The 20,034-nt window shown below is 52.5% G+C and carries 29 protein-coding genes; 23 read left to right on the top strand and 6 right to left on the bottom strand.

Going from position 1 to position 20,034, the window contains the following annotated elements; translation table 11 throughout:
* Positions 1-24: 24 nt before the first annotated feature.
* Positions 25-852, bottom strand: a complete 828-nt coding sequence (locus BTJ39_RS06040; protein WP_078001787.1) for a YfdQ family protein — start codon at positions 850-852, stop codon at positions 25-27.
* Positions 853-909: 57 nt separating this feature from the next.
* Positions 910-1,281, bottom strand: coding sequence for a hypothetical protein (locus BTJ39_RS06035; RefSeq protein ID WP_078001786.1), 372 nt, complete (start codon positions 1,279-1,281; stop codon positions 910-912).
* Positions 1,282-1,886: 605 nt separating this feature from the next.
* On the opposite strand from BTJ39_RS06035, the gene BTJ39_RS06030 reads away from it, so the two are divergent.
* Positions 1,887-2,513, top strand: a complete 627-nt coding sequence (locus BTJ39_RS06030) for a hypothetical protein (RefSeq protein ID WP_241825881.1) — start codon at positions 1,887-1,889, stop codon at positions 2,511-2,513.
* 145 nt (positions 2,514-2,658) lie between these two features.
* Here BTJ39_RS06030 and BTJ39_RS06025 read toward each other — a convergent pair whose 3' ends face one another.
* Complete coding sequence (locus tag BTJ39_RS06025; RefSeq protein ID WP_078001785.1) at positions 2,659-3,120, bottom strand: hypothetical protein; 462 nt, start codon at positions 3,118-3,120, stop codon at positions 2,659-2,661.
* A 125-nt stretch (positions 3,121-3,245) separates the two neighbouring features.
* Between BTJ39_RS06025 and BTJ39_RS06020 the strand changes: the two genes are divergently transcribed.
* Positions 3,246-3,485 (top strand): transcriptional regulator, encoded by a 240-nt coding sequence (locus tag BTJ39_RS06020; RefSeq protein WP_078001784.1) that lies wholly within the window; start codon positions 3,246-3,248, stop codon positions 3,483-3,485.
* A 259-nt stretch (positions 3,486-3,744) separates the two neighbouring features.
* On the opposite strand, the gene BTJ39_RS25400 is transcribed toward BTJ39_RS06020, so the two are convergent.
* Entirely contained in the window at positions 3,745-4,203 is a 459-nt protein-coding gene (locus BTJ39_RS25400; RefSeq protein ID WP_096777694.1) for an ECs1072 family phage-associated protein, read from the bottom strand.
* Between the two features lie 87 nt (positions 4,204-4,290).
* Between BTJ39_RS25400 and BTJ39_RS06010 the strand changes: the two genes are divergently transcribed.
* The 3 genes from BTJ39_RS06010 to BTJ39_RS05995 all read left to right on the top strand — a co-directional run bounded on the left by BTJ39_RS06010 (position 4,291) and on the right by BTJ39_RS05995 (position 5,908).
* Complete coding sequence (locus BTJ39_RS06010) at positions 4,291-4,848, top strand: YmfL family putative regulatory protein (protein ID WP_078001782.1); 558 nt, start codon at positions 4,291-4,293, stop codon at positions 4,846-4,848.
* Positions 4,849-5,022: 174 nt separating this feature from the next.
* Positions 5,023-5,727 carry a phage antirepressor KilAC domain-containing protein gene (locus BTJ39_RS06000; RefSeq protein ID WP_078001780.1) on the top strand — a complete coding sequence of 235 codons (705 nt, stop codon included), beginning with the start codon at positions 5,023-5,025 and terminating at the stop codon, positions 5,725-5,727.
* Between the two features lies 1 nt (position 5,728).
* The gene (locus BTJ39_RS05995) at positions 5,729-5,908 is read left to right on the top strand and encodes a DUF4222 domain-containing protein (RefSeq protein WP_078001779.1); all 180 of its coding nucleotides are present in this window, start codon (positions 5,729-5,731) and stop codon (positions 5,906-5,908) included.
* Between the two features lie 43 nt (positions 5,909-5,951).
* Here BTJ39_RS05995 and BTJ39_RS05990 read toward each other — a convergent pair whose 3' ends face one another.
* Together BTJ39_RS05990 and BTJ39_RS05985 are read right to left on the bottom strand one after the other, a co-directional pair.
* Positions 5,952-6,122: a BrnA antitoxin family protein gene (locus BTJ39_RS05990; protein WP_078001778.1), complete on the bottom strand. Its 171-nt coding sequence runs from the start codon at positions 6,120-6,122 to the stop codon at positions 5,952-5,954.
* A gap of 6 nt (positions 6,123-6,128) precedes the next feature.
* The gene (locus BTJ39_RS05985; protein WP_078001777.1) at positions 6,129-6,476 is read right to left on the bottom strand and encodes an HVO_A0114 family putative DNA-binding protein; all 348 of its coding nucleotides are present in this window, start codon (positions 6,474-6,476) and stop codon (positions 6,129-6,131) included.
* Between BTJ39_RS05985 and BTJ39_RS05980 the strand changes: the two genes are divergently transcribed.
* The 18 genes from BTJ39_RS05980 to BTJ39_RS24290 all read left to right on the top strand — a co-directional run.
* Positions 6,475-7,659, top strand: coding sequence for a Rha family phage regulatory protein (locus BTJ39_RS05980; RefSeq protein WP_422386022.1), 1,185 nt, complete (start codon positions 6,475-6,477; stop codon positions 7,657-7,659). The genes BTJ39_RS05985 and BTJ39_RS05980 overlap by 2 nt on opposite strands.
* Positions 7,656-8,570, top strand: coding sequence for a conserved phage C-terminal domain-containing protein (locus tag BTJ39_RS05975; RefSeq protein ID WP_078001776.1), 915 nt, complete (start codon positions 7,656-7,658; stop codon positions 8,568-8,570). Before BTJ39_RS05980 ends, BTJ39_RS05975 begins: the two co-directional genes overlap by 4 nt.
* On the top strand, positions 8,567-9,295 hold the full coding sequence (locus BTJ39_RS05970; protein WP_078001775.1) for a replication protein P: 729 nt from the start codon (positions 8,567-8,569) through the stop codon (positions 9,293-9,295). The genes BTJ39_RS05975 and BTJ39_RS05970 overlap by 4 nt, the downstream gene beginning before the upstream one ends.
* Positions 9,292-10,197: a DNA adenine methylase gene (locus BTJ39_RS05965; RefSeq protein ID WP_078001774.1), complete on the top strand. Its 906-nt coding sequence runs from the start codon at positions 9,292-9,294 to the stop codon at positions 10,195-10,197. Before BTJ39_RS05970 ends, BTJ39_RS05965 begins: the two co-directional genes overlap by 4 nt.
* Positions 10,194-11,261 carry a DUF968 domain-containing protein gene (locus BTJ39_RS05960; protein WP_078001773.1) on the top strand — a complete coding sequence of 356 codons (1,068 nt, stop codon included), beginning with the start codon at positions 10,194-10,196 and terminating at the stop codon, positions 11,259-11,261. Before BTJ39_RS05965 ends, BTJ39_RS05960 begins: the two co-directional genes overlap by 4 nt.
* 21 nt (positions 11,262-11,282) lie before the next feature.
* On the top strand, positions 11,283-11,978 hold the full coding sequence (locus BTJ39_RS05955; protein WP_078001772.1) for a bacteriophage antitermination protein Q: 696 nt from the start codon (positions 11,283-11,285) through the stop codon (positions 11,976-11,978).
* 750 nt (positions 11,979-12,728) lie between these two features.
* Positions 12,729-13,016 (top strand): DUF4406 domain-containing protein, encoded by a 288-nt coding sequence (locus BTJ39_RS05950; RefSeq protein WP_078001771.1) that lies wholly within the window; start codon positions 12,729-12,731, stop codon positions 13,014-13,016.
* A 226-nt stretch (positions 13,017-13,242) separates the two neighbouring features.
* Entirely contained in the window at positions 13,243-13,584 is a 342-nt protein-coding gene (locus BTJ39_RS05945) for a phage holin, lambda family (protein ID WP_078001770.1), read from the top strand.
* Positions 13,571-13,981: a structural protein gene (locus BTJ39_RS05940; protein ID WP_078001769.1), complete on the top strand. Its 411-nt coding sequence runs from the start codon at positions 13,571-13,573 to the stop codon at positions 13,979-13,981. Before BTJ39_RS05945 ends, BTJ39_RS05940 begins: the two co-directional genes overlap by 14 nt.
* A 3-nt stretch (positions 13,982-13,984) precedes the next feature.
* A complete protein-coding gene (locus BTJ39_RS05935) occupies positions 13,985-14,521 on the top strand; it encodes a DUF2514 domain-containing protein (RefSeq protein WP_078001768.1) in 537 nt (178 codons plus the stop codon).
* Between the two features lie 45 nt (positions 14,522-14,566).
* On the top strand, positions 14,567-15,106 hold the full coding sequence (locus BTJ39_RS05930; RefSeq protein ID WP_078002096.1) for a hypothetical protein: 540 nt from the start codon (positions 14,567-14,569) through the stop codon (positions 15,104-15,106).
* 7 nt (positions 15,107-15,113) lie between these two features.
* A complete protein-coding gene (locus tag BTJ39_RS05925) occupies positions 15,114-15,767 on the top strand; it encodes a hypothetical protein (protein ID WP_139356319.1) in 654 nt (217 codons plus the stop codon).
* Positions 15,764-16,828, top strand: coding sequence for a phage baseplate assembly protein (locus BTJ39_RS05920; RefSeq protein WP_078001766.1), 1,065 nt, complete (start codon positions 15,764-15,766; stop codon positions 16,826-16,828). Before BTJ39_RS05925 ends, BTJ39_RS05920 begins: the two co-directional genes overlap by 4 nt.
* Positions 16,828-17,358: a phage baseplate assembly protein V gene (locus BTJ39_RS05915; RefSeq protein WP_176110245.1), complete on the top strand. Its 531-nt coding sequence runs from the start codon at positions 16,828-16,830 to the stop codon at positions 17,356-17,358. Before BTJ39_RS05920 ends, BTJ39_RS05915 begins: the two co-directional genes overlap by 1 nt.
* A gap of 4 nt (positions 17,359-17,362) precedes the next feature.
* Positions 17,363-17,776 carry a phage GP46 family protein gene (locus BTJ39_RS05910; protein ID WP_078001764.1) on the top strand — a complete coding sequence of 138 codons (414 nt, stop codon included), beginning with the start codon at positions 17,363-17,365 and terminating at the stop codon, positions 17,774-17,776.
* A complete protein-coding gene (locus BTJ39_RS05905) occupies positions 17,769-18,848 on the top strand; it encodes a baseplate J/gp47 family protein (protein ID WP_078001763.1) in 1,080 nt (359 codons plus the stop codon). Before BTJ39_RS05910 ends, BTJ39_RS05905 begins: the two co-directional genes overlap by 8 nt.
* Positions 18,849-18,850: 2 nt before the next feature.
* Positions 18,851-19,438 (top strand): YmfQ family protein, encoded by a 588-nt coding sequence (locus BTJ39_RS05900; RefSeq protein WP_078001762.1) that lies wholly within the window; start codon positions 18,851-18,853, stop codon positions 19,436-19,438.
* Positions 19,425-20,034: phage tail protein (locus BTJ39_RS24290; RefSeq protein ID WP_096777691.1), on the top strand; the 610-nt coding region annotated here is incomplete at its 3' end. The genes BTJ39_RS05900 and BTJ39_RS24290, both read left to right, overlap by 14 nt.

Genomic DNA, 20,034 nt, shown 5'->3' with positions numbered 1-20,034 from the left:
GGCAGGGCAATTAAGGCTGAGCAATTACGCTTTAAAGTTACCGATAAAGGTTTCCACTTGCTCGCCGTCGAATTTACCGATCAGCAGGTCGCGGAATTCATTGGCGATCGCTTCTTCCTGCGCTTCCAGTTGAACAATGCGCAGTACAAAACGCGGTTCGTCACCAGTGAGCAGACTATTGCGAAGGCTGAATGCACGCTCACCGAGTCCTTCATACGGCACGCATTTGAACTCAAACGCTACCGGCATAACATCTTTGCTGCTGGCCTCAACACTCTGCATCAGCGATTTTTTCCCGCTGAAATCACCGTCTTCATGATCCTGCTGGGTGGCCTGCTGTATAGTGATGCGTCGAACAGCCTGAGCAGCCTGTGAAATTTGCATGGTATTTCCGTCAGCATCAAAGGCCAGCAGGTAATCACTCCAGTCTTCCAGCCATTCAGCGATTTGCTTTTGCTTCAGGCGGTCGCCGTTAATCGCCAGCAGCGCGCGGAAAGGCGCAGTCTGCTTCAGGGTGATTGCAGCAACGTTATCAGCATGGCCCGGATTATCCAGCGTGCCGATATTGAACACGGAACGTGCAGTCATATTGTCCGCATCAATAAAGCAGCGGGCAGGTTCCTCAGCGCTGGCGTAGCCTTTAGAATAACGGGCAAAATCATCGATGCTGGTTGTGGTCATGGCGCCACGGAAACGAAAGCGCTCAAGAGAAAAGCGCTCGAGGCTTTCAACGCGAGTTTCTTCCGGGAGTAATGCTGTTGGGCAAGCAAGGCCGTTAATATCATTCAGGTGATAACCAGAAAGAACCAGATCTTTAACCTGCTTAAAAGTACCGCTGTCTACCTGAGACATAAAAATTCCTTATTAACAAATGATCGAATTGGTGGCAGTGAATTAGTTGTCAGCGGTTCACTGAGCCGCTTTAAGCTTTCCGTCTGTGGCACCGTTGATACTGAACAATTGCCCCTGATCCTCCTGCAGGATGGTGAGCTTGCCACCTTTGTTAACCCACATTGGCGTTTCAGTGGTGTCCTCTTCGGAGGCTTTACCGCGCGGTGTCGGGGTGCTGAAGTTCAGCTTGTGCTTGATCTTGACGCGCTTCTCTTCAACGGAATTACCCATACGCTCAAAATCAAAGGTGAGGACCACTTTGCCTTTGGTGCCATTATTCAGAACGCCCAGCGCGGTGATATTCAGCGCGGCGGCGATTTTGTTCATGAATACGCCGGCATCCAGCTCGCCCAGAAAGTCGGGCACTACGGTCATGCGATCATTACTCATAGCATTTCCTCTCGGTTAAGCGGCTGCCGCCGCCGTAAGTTTCTCCATACACAACAGAGAAGGGCACCTGCGTAGCACTGACGTTGGCAACCGCCATTTCTGCGCCCGGGTGGCTTGGGTTATGAACCCGTCGCCTGGTGATGCTCTTTTCTGTTGCGTAAAAAGGACGGTGATCGGCAGAACATTATCTTCGCTCCTCCTGGTGTTGGTTGGTTGAAGATCCGATCACCGCCAAGACTACACACAGCAATACACAACGGAGTGTTGTGGCGGGGTAACCACTGAGGCGTATGGTCAACCTGGTTACCCGGTGTACAAATTCAGGGAAGGAAGGCCCTGCCATACTTACCGCCGCGCCATTTCACGGATTACCACAACGAAGAGAGCACTGCCGGTGTCCGAATTGAACGGACCTTTTCGCTGCCCATCACCGCCATCTGTATAGCGGTGGCAGGAATTGAACCTGCCGTTATGCCTTGCTCGTCAATGCTCTCATCGTTGTGTGCCTGTCTTTTAACCACATCAGGCTCGGTGGATCCTGCTATTCCCCAACAACAAGGATTCGGTTAATCTGGATATCCCCAGCAATAAGATGAGTATTAAAAGTGATCGCTGAATTCACAGCGGCAATGTCCGCTATTAAAGAAACAGCAAGCCTGGCAAAAGTTATTTCTGATGCGAAAACAGAGTCAGAGGTGAATGCTGCTGTAAGTGATTTGGTATCAAAACTTACGTCGGTGCAAAGAGAATGCATGTCTCTCATTGAGCTTGCACGCTCTTATCAGGAAGAAACCGTAACGCTCAAAGCAAAAATTACAGAGTTCGAAGACTTTAAAGCCCAGACGGAAGGTTATGTGTTGTATCAGCTTGATTCTGGTTCTCTTGTTTACTCGAAGAAGCAAGCCGTGGGCGAACTGGAAATAACTGTGCATCTTTGCCCACAGTGTTTTCAGCAACATGTAGTAGCGATACTTCAGCCAATGTCTGTAAATTGGGCGGCTGTATACGGTCAATGTTTTTGCCCTCATTGCAAAACAGAATACCGAATGAACAAACTTCCTCCGGTACAAAAAAAAGATGCCTTCACCGTCGAAAAGACTGCCTTATTAGGAATATCCAGATTGTTAAAGAGCGAAGCGTTCATTGGGCGCTTTTTTGTTACCCGCGAATCAACCGGTCATTCTTATGCCCCGGGCGGCTACTTCGTGGGCGTCCTGCCTCTTCGCTGTTGATGATCTAAATGTAGCGCCGCGCTATTATTAAGTCAATAGCGTTGCGCTATTGTTATTGCGGGGGATAAAAAAAAATCCCGAAATTCGGGATTGGGTGCGGCGTGGGGGGGGTTAAGAAATCATATTGCCGTCTGACCAGACGAGTTTAAGCTCTCGCTTTATGCTGACTGCCGGAGCTTTTATTTTGATCTAACCATTTCCTGATCTTTAGCTCAATAGAGTCGATGTAGGCCCTTGCGTCGCCATCCGCCCAGGCTGGGATATGTGAATTATCACCTTCTAATAGGTAATCAACCAGAGCTTTAATTGCTTCATCTGCATTTTGGTATGCTGCCCATTGATCCGTTTCTTGCTCAGATAAAGGGTGATCTAGAGCACCAAGCTGAAGCCCTAGCTTATTTTCAATCTCTCTGGCAAGAGGTGACCCCATGTTACGCGGTTTACCACTTTTACTGTCTACGGCCTGATTTTTTATCTGAGAGAGCGTTGCATCAGTTTTAGTTCTACCGAGTGCAAGGTTCAAATTGGCGATAGTCTTATGCCGCTTAATAAGCTCAATCAGCCACTCACGCCTGATTTCCTCAACTGTCTGCATATCAACCGTCATTGTTTAATTTTAACTTCCCCTATTGAATAGCACTTCGCTAAGCATAGGAAGAAGCGCATCGCTATTGACTATTAATAGCGTGGCGCTATTATAATTATGTTGTTAATGGAGAGAGCCTAATCCACATGAACTTAAAAAAATACACCACACAAGAGCGGGGTAAAGCAGCGAACTTAGGCCGCAAACTGGACGTACCGTCTGTTCTCATCTCCCAATGGGCAAATGGCACACGGCAAGTCCCTGCTGAACGATGCCCGGAAATAGAGAAAGCTACACAAGGCGATGTTACATGCGAGGAATTACGTCCTGATGTCGATTGGGCATATTTGCGGCGTTCTAACGATCATAAAACAAACGCAGCCTAGCACGCACTCAGGCTGTTTCAGTACTACAGAAATAAGGGGATAACCGTGGGTAACAACAGTGAGGTAAGCAACGTTAACGAAAAAGTAACCCTGACAGTTTTCAGGGCCAGCCCGCACGTCTGGGCTGGCGGGCTGGAAGGAGAAGAGTTAGCTAACTGGCTTATCGGTAAAGCTAATGCAATCCGTTGGTTGGTATCACAACAAAGCAGAGCAGAAATCTGTCGGCAACATCTTGATGATCTGCAGATGACGGAGTCACTCACGATGGCTTACGCAAACCTTGGATTATCTCATAGCGAACAGGATCCCATTCGTCCGCTGAGTGAGGAGGCCATTCAATTTGATAAGGCTGTCGTTGCCTCTGCATTAGATCATAAGAAATGTGCTGAGGATACTGTAATTCCCCCTCTGGAATACTCGCTGTTACCAGATCTCGCTGAAGAACGAGAAGTATTTCTTCAAAAGAAAGAAGCGAAATCTGCTCCGGACTCCAGCCAGTTTTCACAAAAAGAAAATGAGTTAGCGCCTTGTTGCCGGAAAGTGGCTCCCATAACGTGCCGTGTTCTTTCCGGTGCAGATTGAGCAGGACATCAAGCCTTACGAGTTGCTCAGCCCGAACCCACGCTTTGAGTGTCGGTGTTCCTTCTTCTGTGTGCCACTTGTGGGATATTGCAACGTTCCGGGAGTGGTGGTTGAAAAGTTCTTGTAATTCAGACATGTCGAACCTCCTTTGGTTCTTATTGGCCCAGGAACCATAAGGATATACCGGAGGAAGGTTCGGCACCAATTAAGTGAGGTGGTAATCATGAGACAAAAACCAAATTGGCAAGCGGAGAAACAACCAGCATGGCTGGTGGCCGCCATCAGGAAAACCATTGCCGCTTTACCTGGAGGTTATTCCGAGGCTGCAGAGATATTAGATGTCACCCAGGACGCTATTTTCAACCGCCTGCGTGCCGATGGCGATCAGATTTTCCCGCTTGGCTGGGCAATGGTGCTGCAGCGTGCTGGTGGCTCAAACCACATTGCCAACGCCATAGCACGCCATTCCAACGGTGTATTTGTCCCGATTGCGGATATTGAAGACGTTGATAACGGCGATATCAACCAGCGTCTGTTAGAGGCAATAGAGCAGATTGGTTGTTATTCGCAACAGGTAAGAATGGCAATTGAGGACGGCGTAATTGAGCCGCACGAACGCGCTGTTATTGAGGATGAGCTTTATCTGGCCATCGCCAGATTGCAGGAACATACGACGTTGCTTTATCGCGTGTATTGCAGACCAGAAAAGAGTGACGCCCGCGAGTGTGCAGCTCCGGGCGCCGTGGCAGATAAATCTATGTGTATGGAGAAATCCGCATGAGCAATTTAACAGCAAATTATCAGTGTTCGCAACTTCGCGTATTACCGATTCGGGGCGGTAAAGGCAAGGTCGCGTTTTGCTATGCCGCAAGAGTACCCGGTGGCTGGGCATCGGTGAACCACAGCTTCACTGAGTGGGCTGTGGGTGACTTTATTTATAGGGGAGGGCAGCAGCATGTCGCAGCAGCTAAATAATTTGACTGCATCGCCAGGCATTATGCCTTTAGTTGGTGGCGCTGTGACGATGAGCAGCCGGGAAATTGCCGCTCTGGTTCAGAGTAAACATGGTGATGTGAAGCGGTCAGCCGAGCGTCTTAATACTGCTGGAATTTTAACCGCGCCGTTGGCGCAGTTCGATTTTGAGCACAACGGCAACGTGTATCAGGAGTATCGGTTTAATAAACGTGACTCTCTCGTATTGGTTGCCCGTCTGTCCCCTGAGTTTACTGCGGCGGTTGTTGATCGCTGGCAGGTGCTGGAGAGTACGGCTGGAATTCCTCAAACCCTCCCCGAAGCGCTCCGACTGGCCGCTGATGTGGCAGAACAGAATGCGCATCTGTCGCAGAAGGTACAGCAAGACGCGCCAAAGGTGGCGTTCGTCAACCACTACGTGGAAGCCAGCGGTGCGAAAAGTCTGCGTGAGACGGCAAAAATCATGAATATGCCGGAAAAGTCGATGATCGACGCGCTGGTGCGTGACAAGGTTCTGTTCCGTCAGTCTGGCAATCTTCTGCCGCACGCCCTGCGCCAGCGTGATGGCTTGTTCAGCGTCAAAACCGGCATGTCCGATTTCGGTCATGCCTACACCCAGACGCGCGTCACGCCTCGCGGCGTCCAGTGGATAGCTGAACGTTACGCTTCTGAACTGATGGGAGGCTAACGTGACAGAGCATATTCAACCCCTGAACGGATATTACCGGGATCATCACGGCATCATTGTGAATGTTATTGACTATGACGCCGCCGGGCAGCGTGTGATTTATCGTAGGGATGGCTATGAGTGGGAATACGCGGCACCGCTTATTGTGTTCCGGGCAAGATTTAAGAGGATGGAAAAGTGATGGAGAAAGTAAGAAGCGGCGCCGTGCAGGGCGCCGCAAAGGGTCAGATTTTTACATCTGAAGGATTGTGGTGTTTCAGCCAGTCTTTAAGTGCTGCGTTTATCCGTTCTTCCCAGCGATCACCAGTAGACTGGAAAGCCTCAAGCACTTCAGTGGACAATTCCATCGTGATCGCTATCAGGCCATCACTTCCTGCTATATCGTCGTCATTCATTGCCGATCAGGCCGCCTTGCCGAGAGTGAAGTCGAAGTGGATATCATCGTATGGAAAAACGATGCCACTTTCCCCTTTATCAATGACACCCTGGGTAATTAGTTTCGTTATATCAGAATGCACGGCCCGGACATCACGATTAACACGGCGGGCAACCTCACGGATAGAGAGTTCCCCTGCACCGGTCATAGCATTGATGATATTCATTCGGTTAGGGGATAGCGTGTCGTGCAATGATTCCCAGCTCAGAAATGAGAGGAAATGTCCCCTCGCTGACTTATCGCCATCCCATGCAGCTGCATATCGCGAACTGATTTCATCAATCGTGGTTACGGAAATGTGTAATGTGGTCATGTTGTTACCCTCCATACATTTTGACATCAGCCCAGAAATCGTTAAGAAGTTGCTGGACGGTTGTGAACGTAGTTTCAACTTCGTCATCGCCGATATGTTTATGATCGCCTTTGCCTGCCTCGTTGTCGTAGCGCAGAACGCATGTATTGGACACGATATAGGCCAGTCGGTATTTATATTTGTGGTTGCTGGCTCTTACTGCTGGATCAACTTCCCAGATAACCAGTTCCGCTTTGCTGTCCGGGGAGATAGTAACCACTTCTCTCATAATCAGTTTGGATGGCATGGTGCTCTCGTTGCTTCCCTTCGGGGTGTTGCTAATGATAGCAACACTGAAAGCGTGTTGTCAACAAAAGCAACACTTGATTCTCTGAATTCCGGGCGCTATAGTGCTCTGGCAGCGGCAAAATTCGCTGTCGGGCGTGAGAACCCGGATTTCACCATAGCGCACAACCGCGCTTACGCGGTTTTTTTGTGCGCTAAGCATTGTCACATCAGCACAATGGTGGGGCGTGCAGGGCAGCCGAAAGGCTGGCCGGGTTCTATGGTGACCGGTTTCTCACCCCTGTACGTCTCACCACCCTTAGCCGTGAGAAGCCCCGGTGGTGAGTTATCAAAATTCACCATAGAGGCTGCCATCATGGCTACTGTCCCCGCTATTACTCAACCTGAAATCACCGTTATCAAAGGCCAGGCCGTTACTTCTTCCTTGGCTGTCGCCGACTACTTCACCAAGCGTCACGACGGTGTACTGAAAAAAATCCGTTCGTTGGAATGCTCGCCAGACTTCACTGCCCGCAATTTTGCGGTGAGTGAATACACCGACGCTACCGGGCGCAAACTACCCTGCTACCAGATTACCCGCGACGGCTTCGCGTTTCTCGCTATGGGCTTCACAGGTAAACGTGCCGCGCAGTTCAAAGAGTCGTACATCACGGCCTTTAACGCCATGGAGCAGAGCCTGATTAAACATCCGTATCAGGCGGACCCTCGTTTTGGCTGCATTCTGACCGACGCACAACGCCTGCACGACAATCTTGGCGTCCTCATGGCTATCTGGACCGATAACGTTCAGCCTCTGAATCCGCCGATAGTTGTGAGTGGCACGGTCATGGACTCGTATCACCGTTCCGGCTTGATAGCTGCGGATATAGCCCGGGCAATGGGGAGGGATGCCAGGTGAGTCTGTTAATGACATCTCGTCCGATAGTGATAAATCCTGATCTTGCACATAACATCGGCCTTAATGAAGCGATTGCCTTGCAACAGGTTAACTATTGGCTGAAAGAAACGACCTCAGGACTTGAACGTGACGGTGTGCGCTGGATTTATAACACCACAGAGCAGTGGCTGGAGCAGTTCCCCTTTTGGTCAGAGTCCACTCTGAAGCGTACCTTCACCCGCCTGAAGTCTCTCGGCGTGCTCAAAATTGAGCAGTTGAATAAGTCTCAGCGTGACATGACTAACTACTACACGATCAACTATGAGAGCGATCTTTTAGATGAAGTCAAAGTGACTAAATCGAACGGTTCAAAATGCACTCTTCCATCGGGTCAAAATGACACGATGGAAGATGCCAAAGTGAAACGATCCAATGGGCCAAAAAGAACCGCTGTCATCGGGTCAAATTGCACCGATGATCCTACAGAGATTACAACAGAGAATACTACAGAGATTAAAACCCCTTCTTGTCCGGTTGCGGCGCAACCCGACCCGGAAGTGTTGATCACCGATCAGGCGAAGATTGCGTTATCGAAACTGAACCTGGCGACCGGTTCACGTTTTCAGGTATGCAAAACCTCTCTCGAACATATCCGCGCCCGACTCCGCGAGCAGTTCACCCTCGACGAACTGGTGCTGGTGATTGACTACAGCACGGAGAAGTGGGGCAAAAGCATCAAGATGGCGGAATACCTTCGCCCGACCACGCTATTCCTGCCGTCAAATTTCCCTGGTTATCTCCAGTCCGCGACGAAGTGGGCCGCTGCTGGCCGCCCGCAGTGTGTGAACGGCAAATGGCAAACGCAGCAGCAATCCGGCCCCGTCAGCGGCGGTCACTGGAATAGCCCTGAAGCCTGGGAGAACACGCTATGAACAAACTGATTTCAGCAGTCAATAACCGTGACGCTGGCATGCTGGCGCACATGATGGGCCACCAGCCACAGCGAGTGGTCAACGCCGATGCCGAAAAGCTGGTGGATGCTCTGTTTGAAAACCTCCTGCGGATCTTCCCGGCGGCGCAGAACACGGTATTGCGGACGGCTGAGGATGTGGCCGCTATGAAGCGGCAGTGGATTCTGGCTTTTGCCGAGAATGGTATTACGACCGTTGAGCAGCTTCGTGCCGGGATGCGCATGGCGCGCCAGCAGGGTAATGACTTCTGGCCGTCCTGCGGAAAATTCATCGGGTGGTGTCGTGAGAGCGCCCGCCTCGCTGCTGGTTTGCCTTCTGATGATGACGTTATGGCTGAATTTCAGCGCTATGCGCGCGAGCGCAATCAATACGCAACGCCGGAAGCCTTCCCGTGGGCCCATGATGTGATGTACTGGGTTGTCCTGGATGTTCGCCATCTGATGCGCCAGCACAACTACACCGAAGCTGAGGTGTTACGGTCGATCAAATTCCATATGCGCAAGTGGGAGCGTGAGATGGAAGCCGAAAGGGGGATCCCGAAACCAGTAATGCAACTGGCGGATAAACGCCGCCCACCATCAGCGGCAGACCTTCTTGATCCTACAGGCTCAGCGGCATTTCGGCAGTCCGGTGAGGCATTTCTGGCACGTATCAGAGCAAGACAGCAGGGCGGGGCGGGTAAATGAGATACGGATCTGTATGTAGTGGCATTGAAGCCGCAAGCGTTGCCGCTGCACTGCCAATAGAAGAACCCTCCCCACGCAGCTGGCAGCGCCCGTTCCTGAAATGGGCTGGCGGCAAATATTCGCTGCTGCCAGAACTGGATCGCCTGATCCCTGCGGGTAAACGGCTGATTGAACCATTTGTGGGTGGCGGTGCAGTATTCCTGAACAGCTACAACCACGCTGATTTTCTGCTGGCAGACGTTAACGCCGATCTGCTCAACCTGTATCAGATGCTGGCTGTGGTGCCTGATGAAGTTGAGAAACACGCTCGCGTAATGTTTGAAAGATTATGTAATCCGGAGGGTTACGAGTCGATCAGGAGTGAGTTCAATGCACAGACATTAAGCGCTGTTGAGCGCGCTGCCGCATTCCTGTATCTCAACCGGCACTGTTTCAACGGATTGACGCGATATAACCTGTCGAACCAATTTAATGTTGGCTGGGGCAAGCCAAAAGCGCCGTATTTCCCGGAAAGCGAGATCAAAGCGTTCGCTGAAATGGCTCACAACTGCGTGTTCATGAATGCCGGGTTCCGTCACACTCTGGCCTTGGCCGGTTCCGGGGATGTGGTTTATTGCGATCCTCCGTATGAGCCGTTGCCTGGAACCAATGGGTTTACGGCCTATGCTGCTGGTGGGTTCAATTGGGATGAGCAGGTAGCGTTGGTTGAATGCTGTGTTGCTGCTCACCAGCGTGGAGCCAGCGTAGTCATTAGTAATTCCGGTTCCCCGCGCATAGCCGAACTATACAGCCAGTATGGTTTTACGCTGCATCATATCAAGTCCCGTCGCTCTGTATCCTGTAAGGGCGCCACTCGTGGTACTGCAACGGATGTTATAGCAACGATGGTAGGTTCTGTATGAGAGCGCTGCTAACCCCTGAAGTTGTGCCACGCCTTGGCGTGGTCCTGCTCAAACCGGGCAAAGAGTTAATGCGCCTTTTTTCCGCGGGGCGGGTGCTGGTGGAGCCTGAGCCGGAGCACATGACCAGGCTGTCAACCGGGCGTGTACCAGACGCCCGACAGCCGCTGGCGGAGGATGAAGCGCTGATACCATTTTTCACTGATGAGCGGGTTATCTGTGCCGCTGGTGGCCTTTCAGGCCTGGAATACTGGCTGAAGCGTAACGCCTGTGAATGTCAGTATCCGCGCTCGGATTATCACCATCATGAGCTGGTGACCATGCGACACGCCCCGGGCGCGATGATGCTTTGCTGGCACTGCGATAACAAACTTCGTGAGCAGTCAACCGGGCTGTTGGCTGGTATAGCGCGCCGTAACGTTATTGACTGGATTATTGATACCGTGCTGACCGGTCTCCGATTTAACCGCGAACGGGAATTGTCGATCGCTGAGCTGTGCTGGTGGGCTATTTATGTCGGTGTGGTTGATGCCATCCCTGAATCACTGGCGGCCCGGGCGATGCAGATGCCCTGTGAAACGTTTCCATCTGTATATAAAGAAAGCGACATTATTGCCGTAGATAACAGGTCAACCGTCGCTCTGCAGAGGAGGATAAAAACTGCTGGATCGTTAAAAAGGTGCAGGCCCCAGGGAAATCAGCAGGTAATGCAGGAGCAGCAGCCAAAGGTTTTAGCATTGAGCGCAGATCCTGAGTCACCGGAGTCGTTCATGTTACGGCCTAAGCGCCGCCGCTGGGAGAATGAGAAGTACACGCGCTGGGTAAAAAGCCAGCCCTGCGAGTGTTGTCGCCGTCCGGCAGATGATCCGCATCATGTCATCGGTCATGGGATGGGTGGCACCGCGACCAAAGCCCACGACCTGTTCGTGTTCCCTCTGTGCAGAGAGTGTCACGACAAATTGCATGCCGATGTTGCGGCGTTCGGGCAGAAACATGGCACGCAGCTGGAACTGCTGTTTCGTTTTCTGGATCGGGCGCTGGCGATCGGCGTAATTGTTAAAGCGTAAGTGTATGGAGCGCTGATCTGAATGAACTTACAGGCCATTGAATATACCCGTACAGAAGTAAGGCGCGCCCTGGCGAATTTATCTGAAGGGACAAAGGGGCAGCTGCAGGCGTTTAGCGAACATCCACCGGCAGACAAAAATAAAACGCCCCGCTGCGGGCAGCCTCTTATCGAACTGGAGGGCGGGGAAGGCTGTGGACACTCGCTTGTAAAGGCATTAACCACGCCTGTTTATGTGCCGGAAACGAGAAGCCGGCGGCGACCATTCCCGCCAATGCAGGATCTGGAATTCAGTTACGCACCGTGGCGCCGGGTAATCAATTCCCTGGATGACTACCAGCAGGCATGGATCCGTTACTGCTATGGTTTCGATCTGAACTTCAGGTACCAGACGCTGATGTGCCAGCATGTATGGAATGAGTTTCAGAATTGCCGGGTGGAGAAGAAGCTGCAATCACGGGTAGTGAAAAAACTGGTCGGCCTTGTCTGGCTGGCCGCGCAGGAGGTGGCAGCGGCCAGAAGCAATGACACCTGTAAAGAATACGCCGGCGCGGCGCTGGCACGTATGATGTCTGTGGAGCGTTCAACCTGGTTACGGGTGTATGCATCGCACTGGGCGAGATTTAAAGCGGCATTCGTCGAACTTGACAATCAGGCGCTGCAAACGATCCTCATCAGGCGCGAAGGGCTGGAAGTGGCTAATGCGCTGGAAATGTGAACTGAATTTCCTTATCTCCGCCTGACGGGCTTGCAAAATGCAACAAAATAAGCCATATTCAGGACTAATTTGAGATAATGTTGATATTTTAATCAGAGTTTTTTTGTGACTGTCCGCATAGCGTATTGACACGACAGAATCAGTATTGTAGAAAATAATCACCTTCCGTTACCTGTTTAACCCTGAGTCCAGTCTGTAGCGTGTACGGAAGGTAACAGCCCCGGCAGAAATGTGCGGGGCTTTTTAATTTTCAGGCAGAAAATTTATTCCGGGTATGCAGGCATTTATTTGGTCTTTACTGGACTTAAGTTCAGGTATGGACGACCCTTAAGTGCAGGTGGCTGTCTTATGGAAATGCGACTAATATAATTTTTTCTTATAAAAAAATCCCCGCAGTCATCACGTCGGGTCAGACAGTGGAATGAAAGCGGGGTGCCACATTGGCCAACACCAGGGAAATACTCAGGTACTGCGTGAGTAATGTTTACTCTTTTTGAAACGTCAGTAAAGTGAAAAGTTAAGAAAAACTGATCAATATCAGTTGGTTATTAAATTTTTCATGTCAACATTCAGGTTTACTCATTGATAAGGCTCATTTTTTTGTGGGCTTTTTTTATTTCGTGTCAGAATTCAGCCGCCGGTAGTCAGTTGCGGCAGCAGGTTATCCGCTGACGCTATTTCCCCCATCGACATCGCGACCATGACAGCCCGGGTACATGCCCGGGCATTTTTATTTCAGGAACCCGACACATGAAAACCTATATTGCCGGCCCGATGACCGGTCTGCCCGATTATAACCGTGCTGCATTTTTCGCAGCGGCAGAGGAAATTACGGCATCCGGCGGAATTCCGCTGAATACCGCATTTTTACCCGACGGGCTTAGTGACGCTGATTACATGGCGATTTCGCTGACGATGCTGCAATGCGCCGATGCGATTTATCTGCTTGACGGCTGGCGTGGTAGTGCTGGCGCACGCGCTGAGTATGCCCTGGCCGAAAAGCTGGGTATCAGAATTTTACCGGCGGGACATGCGTGACCTCAACTGCGGCGGGCAGCGCATGCCGGCCATTACGGTATTTAAAATACCGCATCGATATACTGCCATTTAAGTCTGGTTCCTTTGTCTGAGGGGAATTTCCGGCGATTTAACAATAATCAGACACGGGAATACGCTGCCAGACGCACTCTGGCACTTAACTCAGGGCTGCGCTGATGCGTGGCCTTTTTTATTTTAACGGCACCACCCGTCCGGGAGGTGGAGAATGAAAATGCACAATAACCCTCACTCCTGGCCGGGCCTGTTCGAACTTTTACAGGACTGGTGGCGGGGAGAGACCCCACTGGGTGCGGTACTCATGGCCGTTATCATGGCAACACTGCGCATTGCCTACACGGGCGGGGGCTGGAAGAAGATGATACTGGAAGGACTGCTGTGCGGTGCGCTGACGCTGACGTTTGCCTCCGCGCTGGAGTATCTGGAATGGCCGAAATCCATCTCAATTGCGATAGGTGGCGGCACGGGTTTTATTGGTGTGGATGCTTTTCGCGCCTTCGCACTGCGTTTTATTGGTAATCGTTTAGGTGTGGACAATGACAACAGGTAGAGGCATTCGCAACAACAACCCGGGCAATATCCGCCGTGGCGACGACTGGAAAGGGCTTGTGGCGGCATCACAGTGTACGGACAAATCATTCTGCCAGTTCACCGCGCCGGAGTACGGCATCCGGGCGATGATTATCATTCTGCGCAACTACCAGCGTAAGCACGGGCTGAAAACCATCGGCCAGATAATCAGTCGCTGGGCGCCACCGGATGAGAACGACACGCCGGCGTATATCAGCAGCGTGGCGATGTCAGTGGGTGTCGGGGCGGACCAGCCGGTTGACGTGGCGGACAGCCGGGTAATGGTCCCGCTGCTGGAGGCTGTCATCAGACACGAAAACGGGAGCCAGCCGTACAGCTTTGATGTTTTTGTTAAGGCTATCGATCTGGCGGGGTGACAGATGTTCTCTCTGCTGAAGAAATTCTGGAAGCCGTTGATGATCATACTGCTGGTGGTCATTGCGTTTGTTGCGGGAGATAGCTGGCGCGATCGAGCGTGGCAAATAAAATGGGCCGATCGTGACAGCGCAGAGTCCTCACAGGCTGCTAACGCGCAGACTGCTGCCCGAATGATTGAACAAGGGCGCATTATTGCCCGTGATGAGGCTGTGAAAGATGCACAAACGCAAGCCGCAAAAGCTGCTGCCACTGCTGCTGGTCTGTCTGCCACTGTTAGCCAGTTGCAGCAACAAGCCAAAAAACTTGCCACCCGTCTGGACGCCGCAAAGTACACCGCAGATCTTGCCGCTACCGTCCGAAGCAAAACAGCCAGCGCCAACGCAGGAATGCTCGCCGACGTGCTCGGAGATATTGCAGCAGAAGCTCAACGTTATGCTGAAATCTCTGACGAACGCTACCGCGCCGGAATGACGTGTGAACGCATTTATGACTCGGTGAGAACATCCAACAATCAGATTGGTTTAATCCGTAAGGACTGAGTGCCGGAGATCAGCACCGACCACCACACCATTCAGGACACGCATATGGTTACAATCGCATGTGCGGCCAGCGGCCCATCACTGGCATCAACTGATTGCCTGACTCTCCATCGTGCAAATATTCCGATAATCGCCGTGAACAGTTCATGGCACGCGGTGCCGTACTGTTCTGCAATATACGCGGCGGATTGTTGCTGGTGGGAAGAGCATTACAGCGCTATCACATCATCAGCTGCACGGTGGTGCGGTGATCAGTTTACCGCTCGCCGCTTTGGCATTAACTGCTTTCCTTCGACGTTGCCTGGTTCCTATAACTCCGGGCAGCGGGCTATTGAACTCGCAATCCATCTGGGAGCCAGCAGGATCCTGTTGCTGGGCTATGACTGCTCAATACGGCACGGCATCCACTGGCACGGCAACCACAAGCTGCTGGCCAATCCGGATAAATTCAGCGTGGCTCGCTGGCATGACGAATTCAGCCGCCTTAAAGCCATCGCTGGCAGTACTGAGATAATCAACTGTTCCCGCTATACGCGGCTCACCTGTTTTCCTCGCCAGTCGTTAGAGGCTGTGCTTTCTCTGTAGGGTATTTATGGCATTTAGACGAAAAGTCAGCATTCGCGGGATGTACGGGCTTGGTGATTCTATTTATCAGCGTGCATTTGTACGCCAGTTCCCCGGTGCGTTCCTGCGTACACCGTGGCCTGAGCTTTATTGCGATCTGGATGTTCAGTTTGTTCGCTCCAACACCAGCCTGCGCACTCAGCGTAAAAACGAAGAGAGAACGGGCGTGACTTACGTTAGGGACCCGGCGCGACCGTCGGAAGTCCTGACCATCTTTTACGGTCCGGAAGAGCTGAAAAAAGGTTCCATTGTCGACGCCATGACGTGGCAGTTTGGCAAGGCGGCCAGCGTGTTCGATCTGCCGTCATATGGTGAATCTCCAGTGACGGAGGATAAGCCGATCGCCGTGATTCGTCCTGCAACCGTCCGTAAAGAGTGGGCGAACCCGGCACGTAATCCTGATCCGAAATATCTGACCGCCGCTGCGCGAGAGCTCCGCAAGCACTTCTACGTAGTCAGCCTGGCGGATCTGGAAGAGGACGAAGAATGGCTGGTTGGCGAACAACCGGAAGCCGATTTGCAGCTGCATCAAGGCGAGCTGTCAGTAACTGAAATGCTGGCGCTGGTTGAGCATGCGGCGGTGGCGGTTTCCGGCGTGGGCTGGGCGTTGCCGGTACGATGAACAATACTGTTTTTTTGCGCATCAACGGGCGCGAATGGGGCGGCTGGACATCGGTTCGTATCAGTGCCGGCATCGATCGTATTGCCCGGGATTTCAACGTTGCGATTACCAGCCAGTGGCCCGGTAGCCCTGATGGCTCCCGGCAGATTAAAAATGGCGATAAGGTAGAGGTGTTGATTGGTGAAGATCTGGTGATAACCGGATGGGTTGAAGCGCTGCCGCTGCGTTACGACGCCAGCAGTATTACCCGTGGTATCGTTGGCAGAAGCAAAACTGCCGATCTTATTGATTGTAGTGCGGCACCTGCTCAGCAGAGCGGGAAAAATTTGTTCCGTATTGCCAGCACGCTGGCCCAGCCATTCGGGATTGATGTTGTTGATGCTGGTGCCTCGGCAGCGGCTGTGATTGATGCTCAGCCTGAGCATGGTGAAACGGTAGTGGATTGTCTTAATCGCCTGCTGGGCCAGGTTCAGGCGCTGGCGTATGACGATGAGCAGGGGCGGCTGGTGTTGGGTACACCCGGAAGCGCCAAAGCCGTCACGGCGCTGGTGCTGGGGGATAATATCCTGTCCTGCGATACCGAGCGTAGCGTGCGCGATCGTTTCTCCAGCTATCTTGTCACCGGGCAGCGTCCTGGCACTGACGATGATTTTGGCGAAGCCACGATTGCCGCTATTCGCCAGAGCACCGCTGATTCTGGCGTAACCCGCTATCGGCCTCATACTCTCCAGCAGTCCGGCACGGCCACTACCGACAGTTGCAAATCTCGTTGTGAATTCGAGGCGCGCCAGCGTGCAGCTAAAACGCAGGAGACAACCTACACCGTCCAGGGCTGGCGCCAGGGAAACGGGAAATTGTGGAAGCCAAATCAGTCCGTGGTGGTTTATGACCCGCTGAATGGTTTTGATAATGAAACGCTGGTGATTGCCGAGGTGACTTACAGTCAGGACAATAGCGGCACGATCACTGAAATCAGGGTTGGGCCGGCGGATGCTTATCTGCCTGAGCCGACAAAGCCGAAGGCGAAGAAGAAAAAGTCCAGTGGGGGGATCGAATTCTGATGAATAACTCCCTCCGAAATATCGTGGCCCGTGCTGTTATTACCGCACTTAATACCGCGAAAAAATGCCAGACGGCCGGTCTGAGGCTGATTGCCGGTGACCCCAAGGAAGGCGTTGAGCATCTTGAACCTTATGGTTTCACCTCTGCCGCGAAAAACGGTGCTGAGGCGGTGGTGCTGTTTCCCGGCGGCGACCGCTCCCACGGCATGGCGGTCATTGTTGCCGACAGACGGTACCGGCTGAAAGGTCTTGCCCGCGGCGAGGTTGCCATTTATGACGACCAGGGCCAGTCCGTTACATTAACCCGCGCCGGGATCGTTGTTGATGGTGGCGGGAAGCCAATCGTGTTCAAAAACGCCCCTAAAGCCCGCTTTGAAATGCCGATCGAATCGACTGGCGACATCAAAGATAACTGCGACAGCAGCGGTAAAACTATGGCTCAAATGCGCGTAACGTATAACGGCCACACCCATAAAGAAAACGGCGACGGTGGTGGAACGACCAACAAGCCAGACCAACCCATGAGCTGACACCATGATCCTCTATGTTAATGGAATCCGAAAGGATGCCACGGATCCGCTCGACCTTTTGACGCGCGCCGTGGTGATTTCTCTTTTCACGTGGCGCCGCGCTGAGCGGGATGATAAAACCCCGCAGCCTTGCGGCTGGTGGGGCGATACGTGGCCCACTGTTCAGAACGACCGTATCGGCTCCCGCCTGTATCTACTGAAACGCCGGAAACTCACCAACAAAACCCCGCAGGATGCCCGCGAATACATGCAGCAGGCGCTGGCATGGATGACGGAAGACGGCGTGGCTGCACGCATTGATGTGACCTCTGAACGTACCGGTATAGATACACTGGCCGCTGGCGTAACGATTTATCAGCGAGACGGGGCCATTCACAACATTACCTTTGATGATATCTGGAGCGAACTGAATGGCTGACAGTCAATTTGCACGCCCTGAACTCCCGCAACTGATCGCCACTATTCGCAGCGATTTGCTGACGCGCTTTAAGCAGGATGCGGTATTGCGGCGCATGGATGCAGAAGTTTATGGAAGGGTGCAGGCCGCCGCCGTACATACACTGTATGGCTACCTTGATTATCTGGCACGCAACATGCTGCCTGATTTGTGCGATGAGGACTGGCTTTATCGCCACGCGCGCATCAAGCGGTGCCCGCGGAAAGATGCTGTTGCTGCTTCGGGGTTTATCCGCTGGGATGGGCTCGGCGGTACGCCAACCCTGCCGGCTGGCACGCAGATCCAGCGCGACGATCAGGTTACTTTTACCACCACCCAAACCGTTAAAGCCTCCGGCGGTCTTTTACGTGTGCCGGTTGTTACCGATGTGGCAGGGATGGCCGGGAATACTGACGACGGTATTGCGTTGCGCCTGGGCACGCCGGTTAGCGGTATTCCATCCACCGGGTACGCCGACACGCTGAACGGCGGGGATGATGTGGAGGAACTGGAGACGTGGCGTGCGCGCGTGATGGAGCGCTATTACTGGATCCCGCAGGGCGGCGCTGATCCTGATTACATCATCTGGGCGAAAGAGATTGCCGGAATTACCCGCGCCTGGACGTTCCGTCATTATCAGGGAACTGGCACCGTTGGTGTGATGGTTGCCACCAGTGATCCTGCTAACCCGGCACCTGCCGATGATGTTGTACAGGCAGTGCGCGCACATATCCTGCCGCTGGCGCCGGTTGCGGGAGGCGGTCTGACAGTATTTGCTGCAAGTGAGCATGTTATCCCGATGACAATTGCTCTGGCTAAAGACACGCCTGAAATCCGCACGGCGGTCACCGCTGAACTGAATTCATTGATGCTTCGGGATGGTCAGCCGGCAGGGAAGGTCTATCTGTCTCGTGTAAGCGAAGCAATCAGCCTGGCCACTAATGAAGTGGCACATCAGCTCCGCTCTCCGACGGTTGATATCGTGCTGGGGCAAACCGAACTGCCTGTGCTGGGAGAAATTACCTGGCAAACCTACACGGAGGCGACTGAATAGCCATGGCGCTGAATGATGAGTACACCCGGCTGCTTTACCATCTGCTGCCATCGGGACCCGCCTGGGATGGAAAGAATCCGCTCATTGAGGGGCTGGCTCCGTCGCTAACCCGCGTACACCAGCGTGCTGGAGCATTAATGAAGGAAATCGACCCGGGACAAACCACTGAACTTATTGATCGATATGAAGCGCTGCATGGCCTGCCGGATTCCTGCGCACCGGACGGAGTCCAGACATTACGCCAGCGCCAGCAGCGGCTGGATGCGAAAGCTAATGTTGCTGGTGGAATTAATGAGCGCTTTTATCGTGAGCAACTCAACGCGCTGGGCTACACCTCCGCCACTATTGAGCAGTTCCAGAATCTCGACAGCTCGCCTGACCCTGAATGGGGGCAGTTCTGGCGATACTACTGGCGTGTCAATATTCCGGCTGATGCAAATATCCACTGGCAGACCTGCGCCAGTACCTGTGATTCAGCGATCAGAACGTGGGGTGATACCGTTGCGGAATGCGTGATTGAAAAGCTCACACCGTCGCATACGGTTGTTGTTTTTGCTTATCCTGAAGGGACAGAAAATGCACAGAATTGACACACCAACAGCACAGAAGGACAAATTCGGGGCCGGAAAGAATGGTTTTACAAATGGTGATCCTGCCCTCGGACGACGCGCAACCGATCTGAACAGCGATATGTGGGATGCGGTCCAGGAAGAGATATGTAACGTCATTGAAGGAGCAAAATTTTCACTGGAGAAAGGTAAACATACGCAATTATTAGGTGCCATCACTTCTTTACTTGGTAAGGAGGTAGATAATGCACTGATGAAGGATGAAAATCTTGCGGATGTGAAAGATATTATCAAGGCCAGAAATAATCTCCGATTAGGGGAGCTTGCTACCCTTAATTTAAATGATGTTTATCCTGTTGGCTCTCCAATTCCCTGGCCTACTGAAACGGCTCCTTCCGGTTACGTATTAATGCAGGGGCAGGAATTCGATAAAACCCAATATCCCAGACTTGCGCATGCTCACCCTTCAGGCCGGCTGCCGGATATGCGTGGCTGGATTATAAAGGGTAAACCGGAAAGCGGTCGCGCCGTGCTCTCGGTGGAGCAGGACGGCATTAAAAGCCATGCGCACACGGCCTCCGTCAGCAATACCGACCTGGGAAGGAAGATGACCAGCT

It is taken from the genome of Izhakiella australiensis (genome assembly GCF_002006995.1).
Classification (GTDB): domain Bacteria; phylum Pseudomonadota; class Gammaproteobacteria; order Enterobacterales; family Enterobacteriaceae; genus Izhakiella; species Izhakiella australiensis.
The sequence above is the reverse complement of the archived record's forward strand: the minus strand, read 5'-3'. Positions and strand labels throughout refer to the sequence as shown.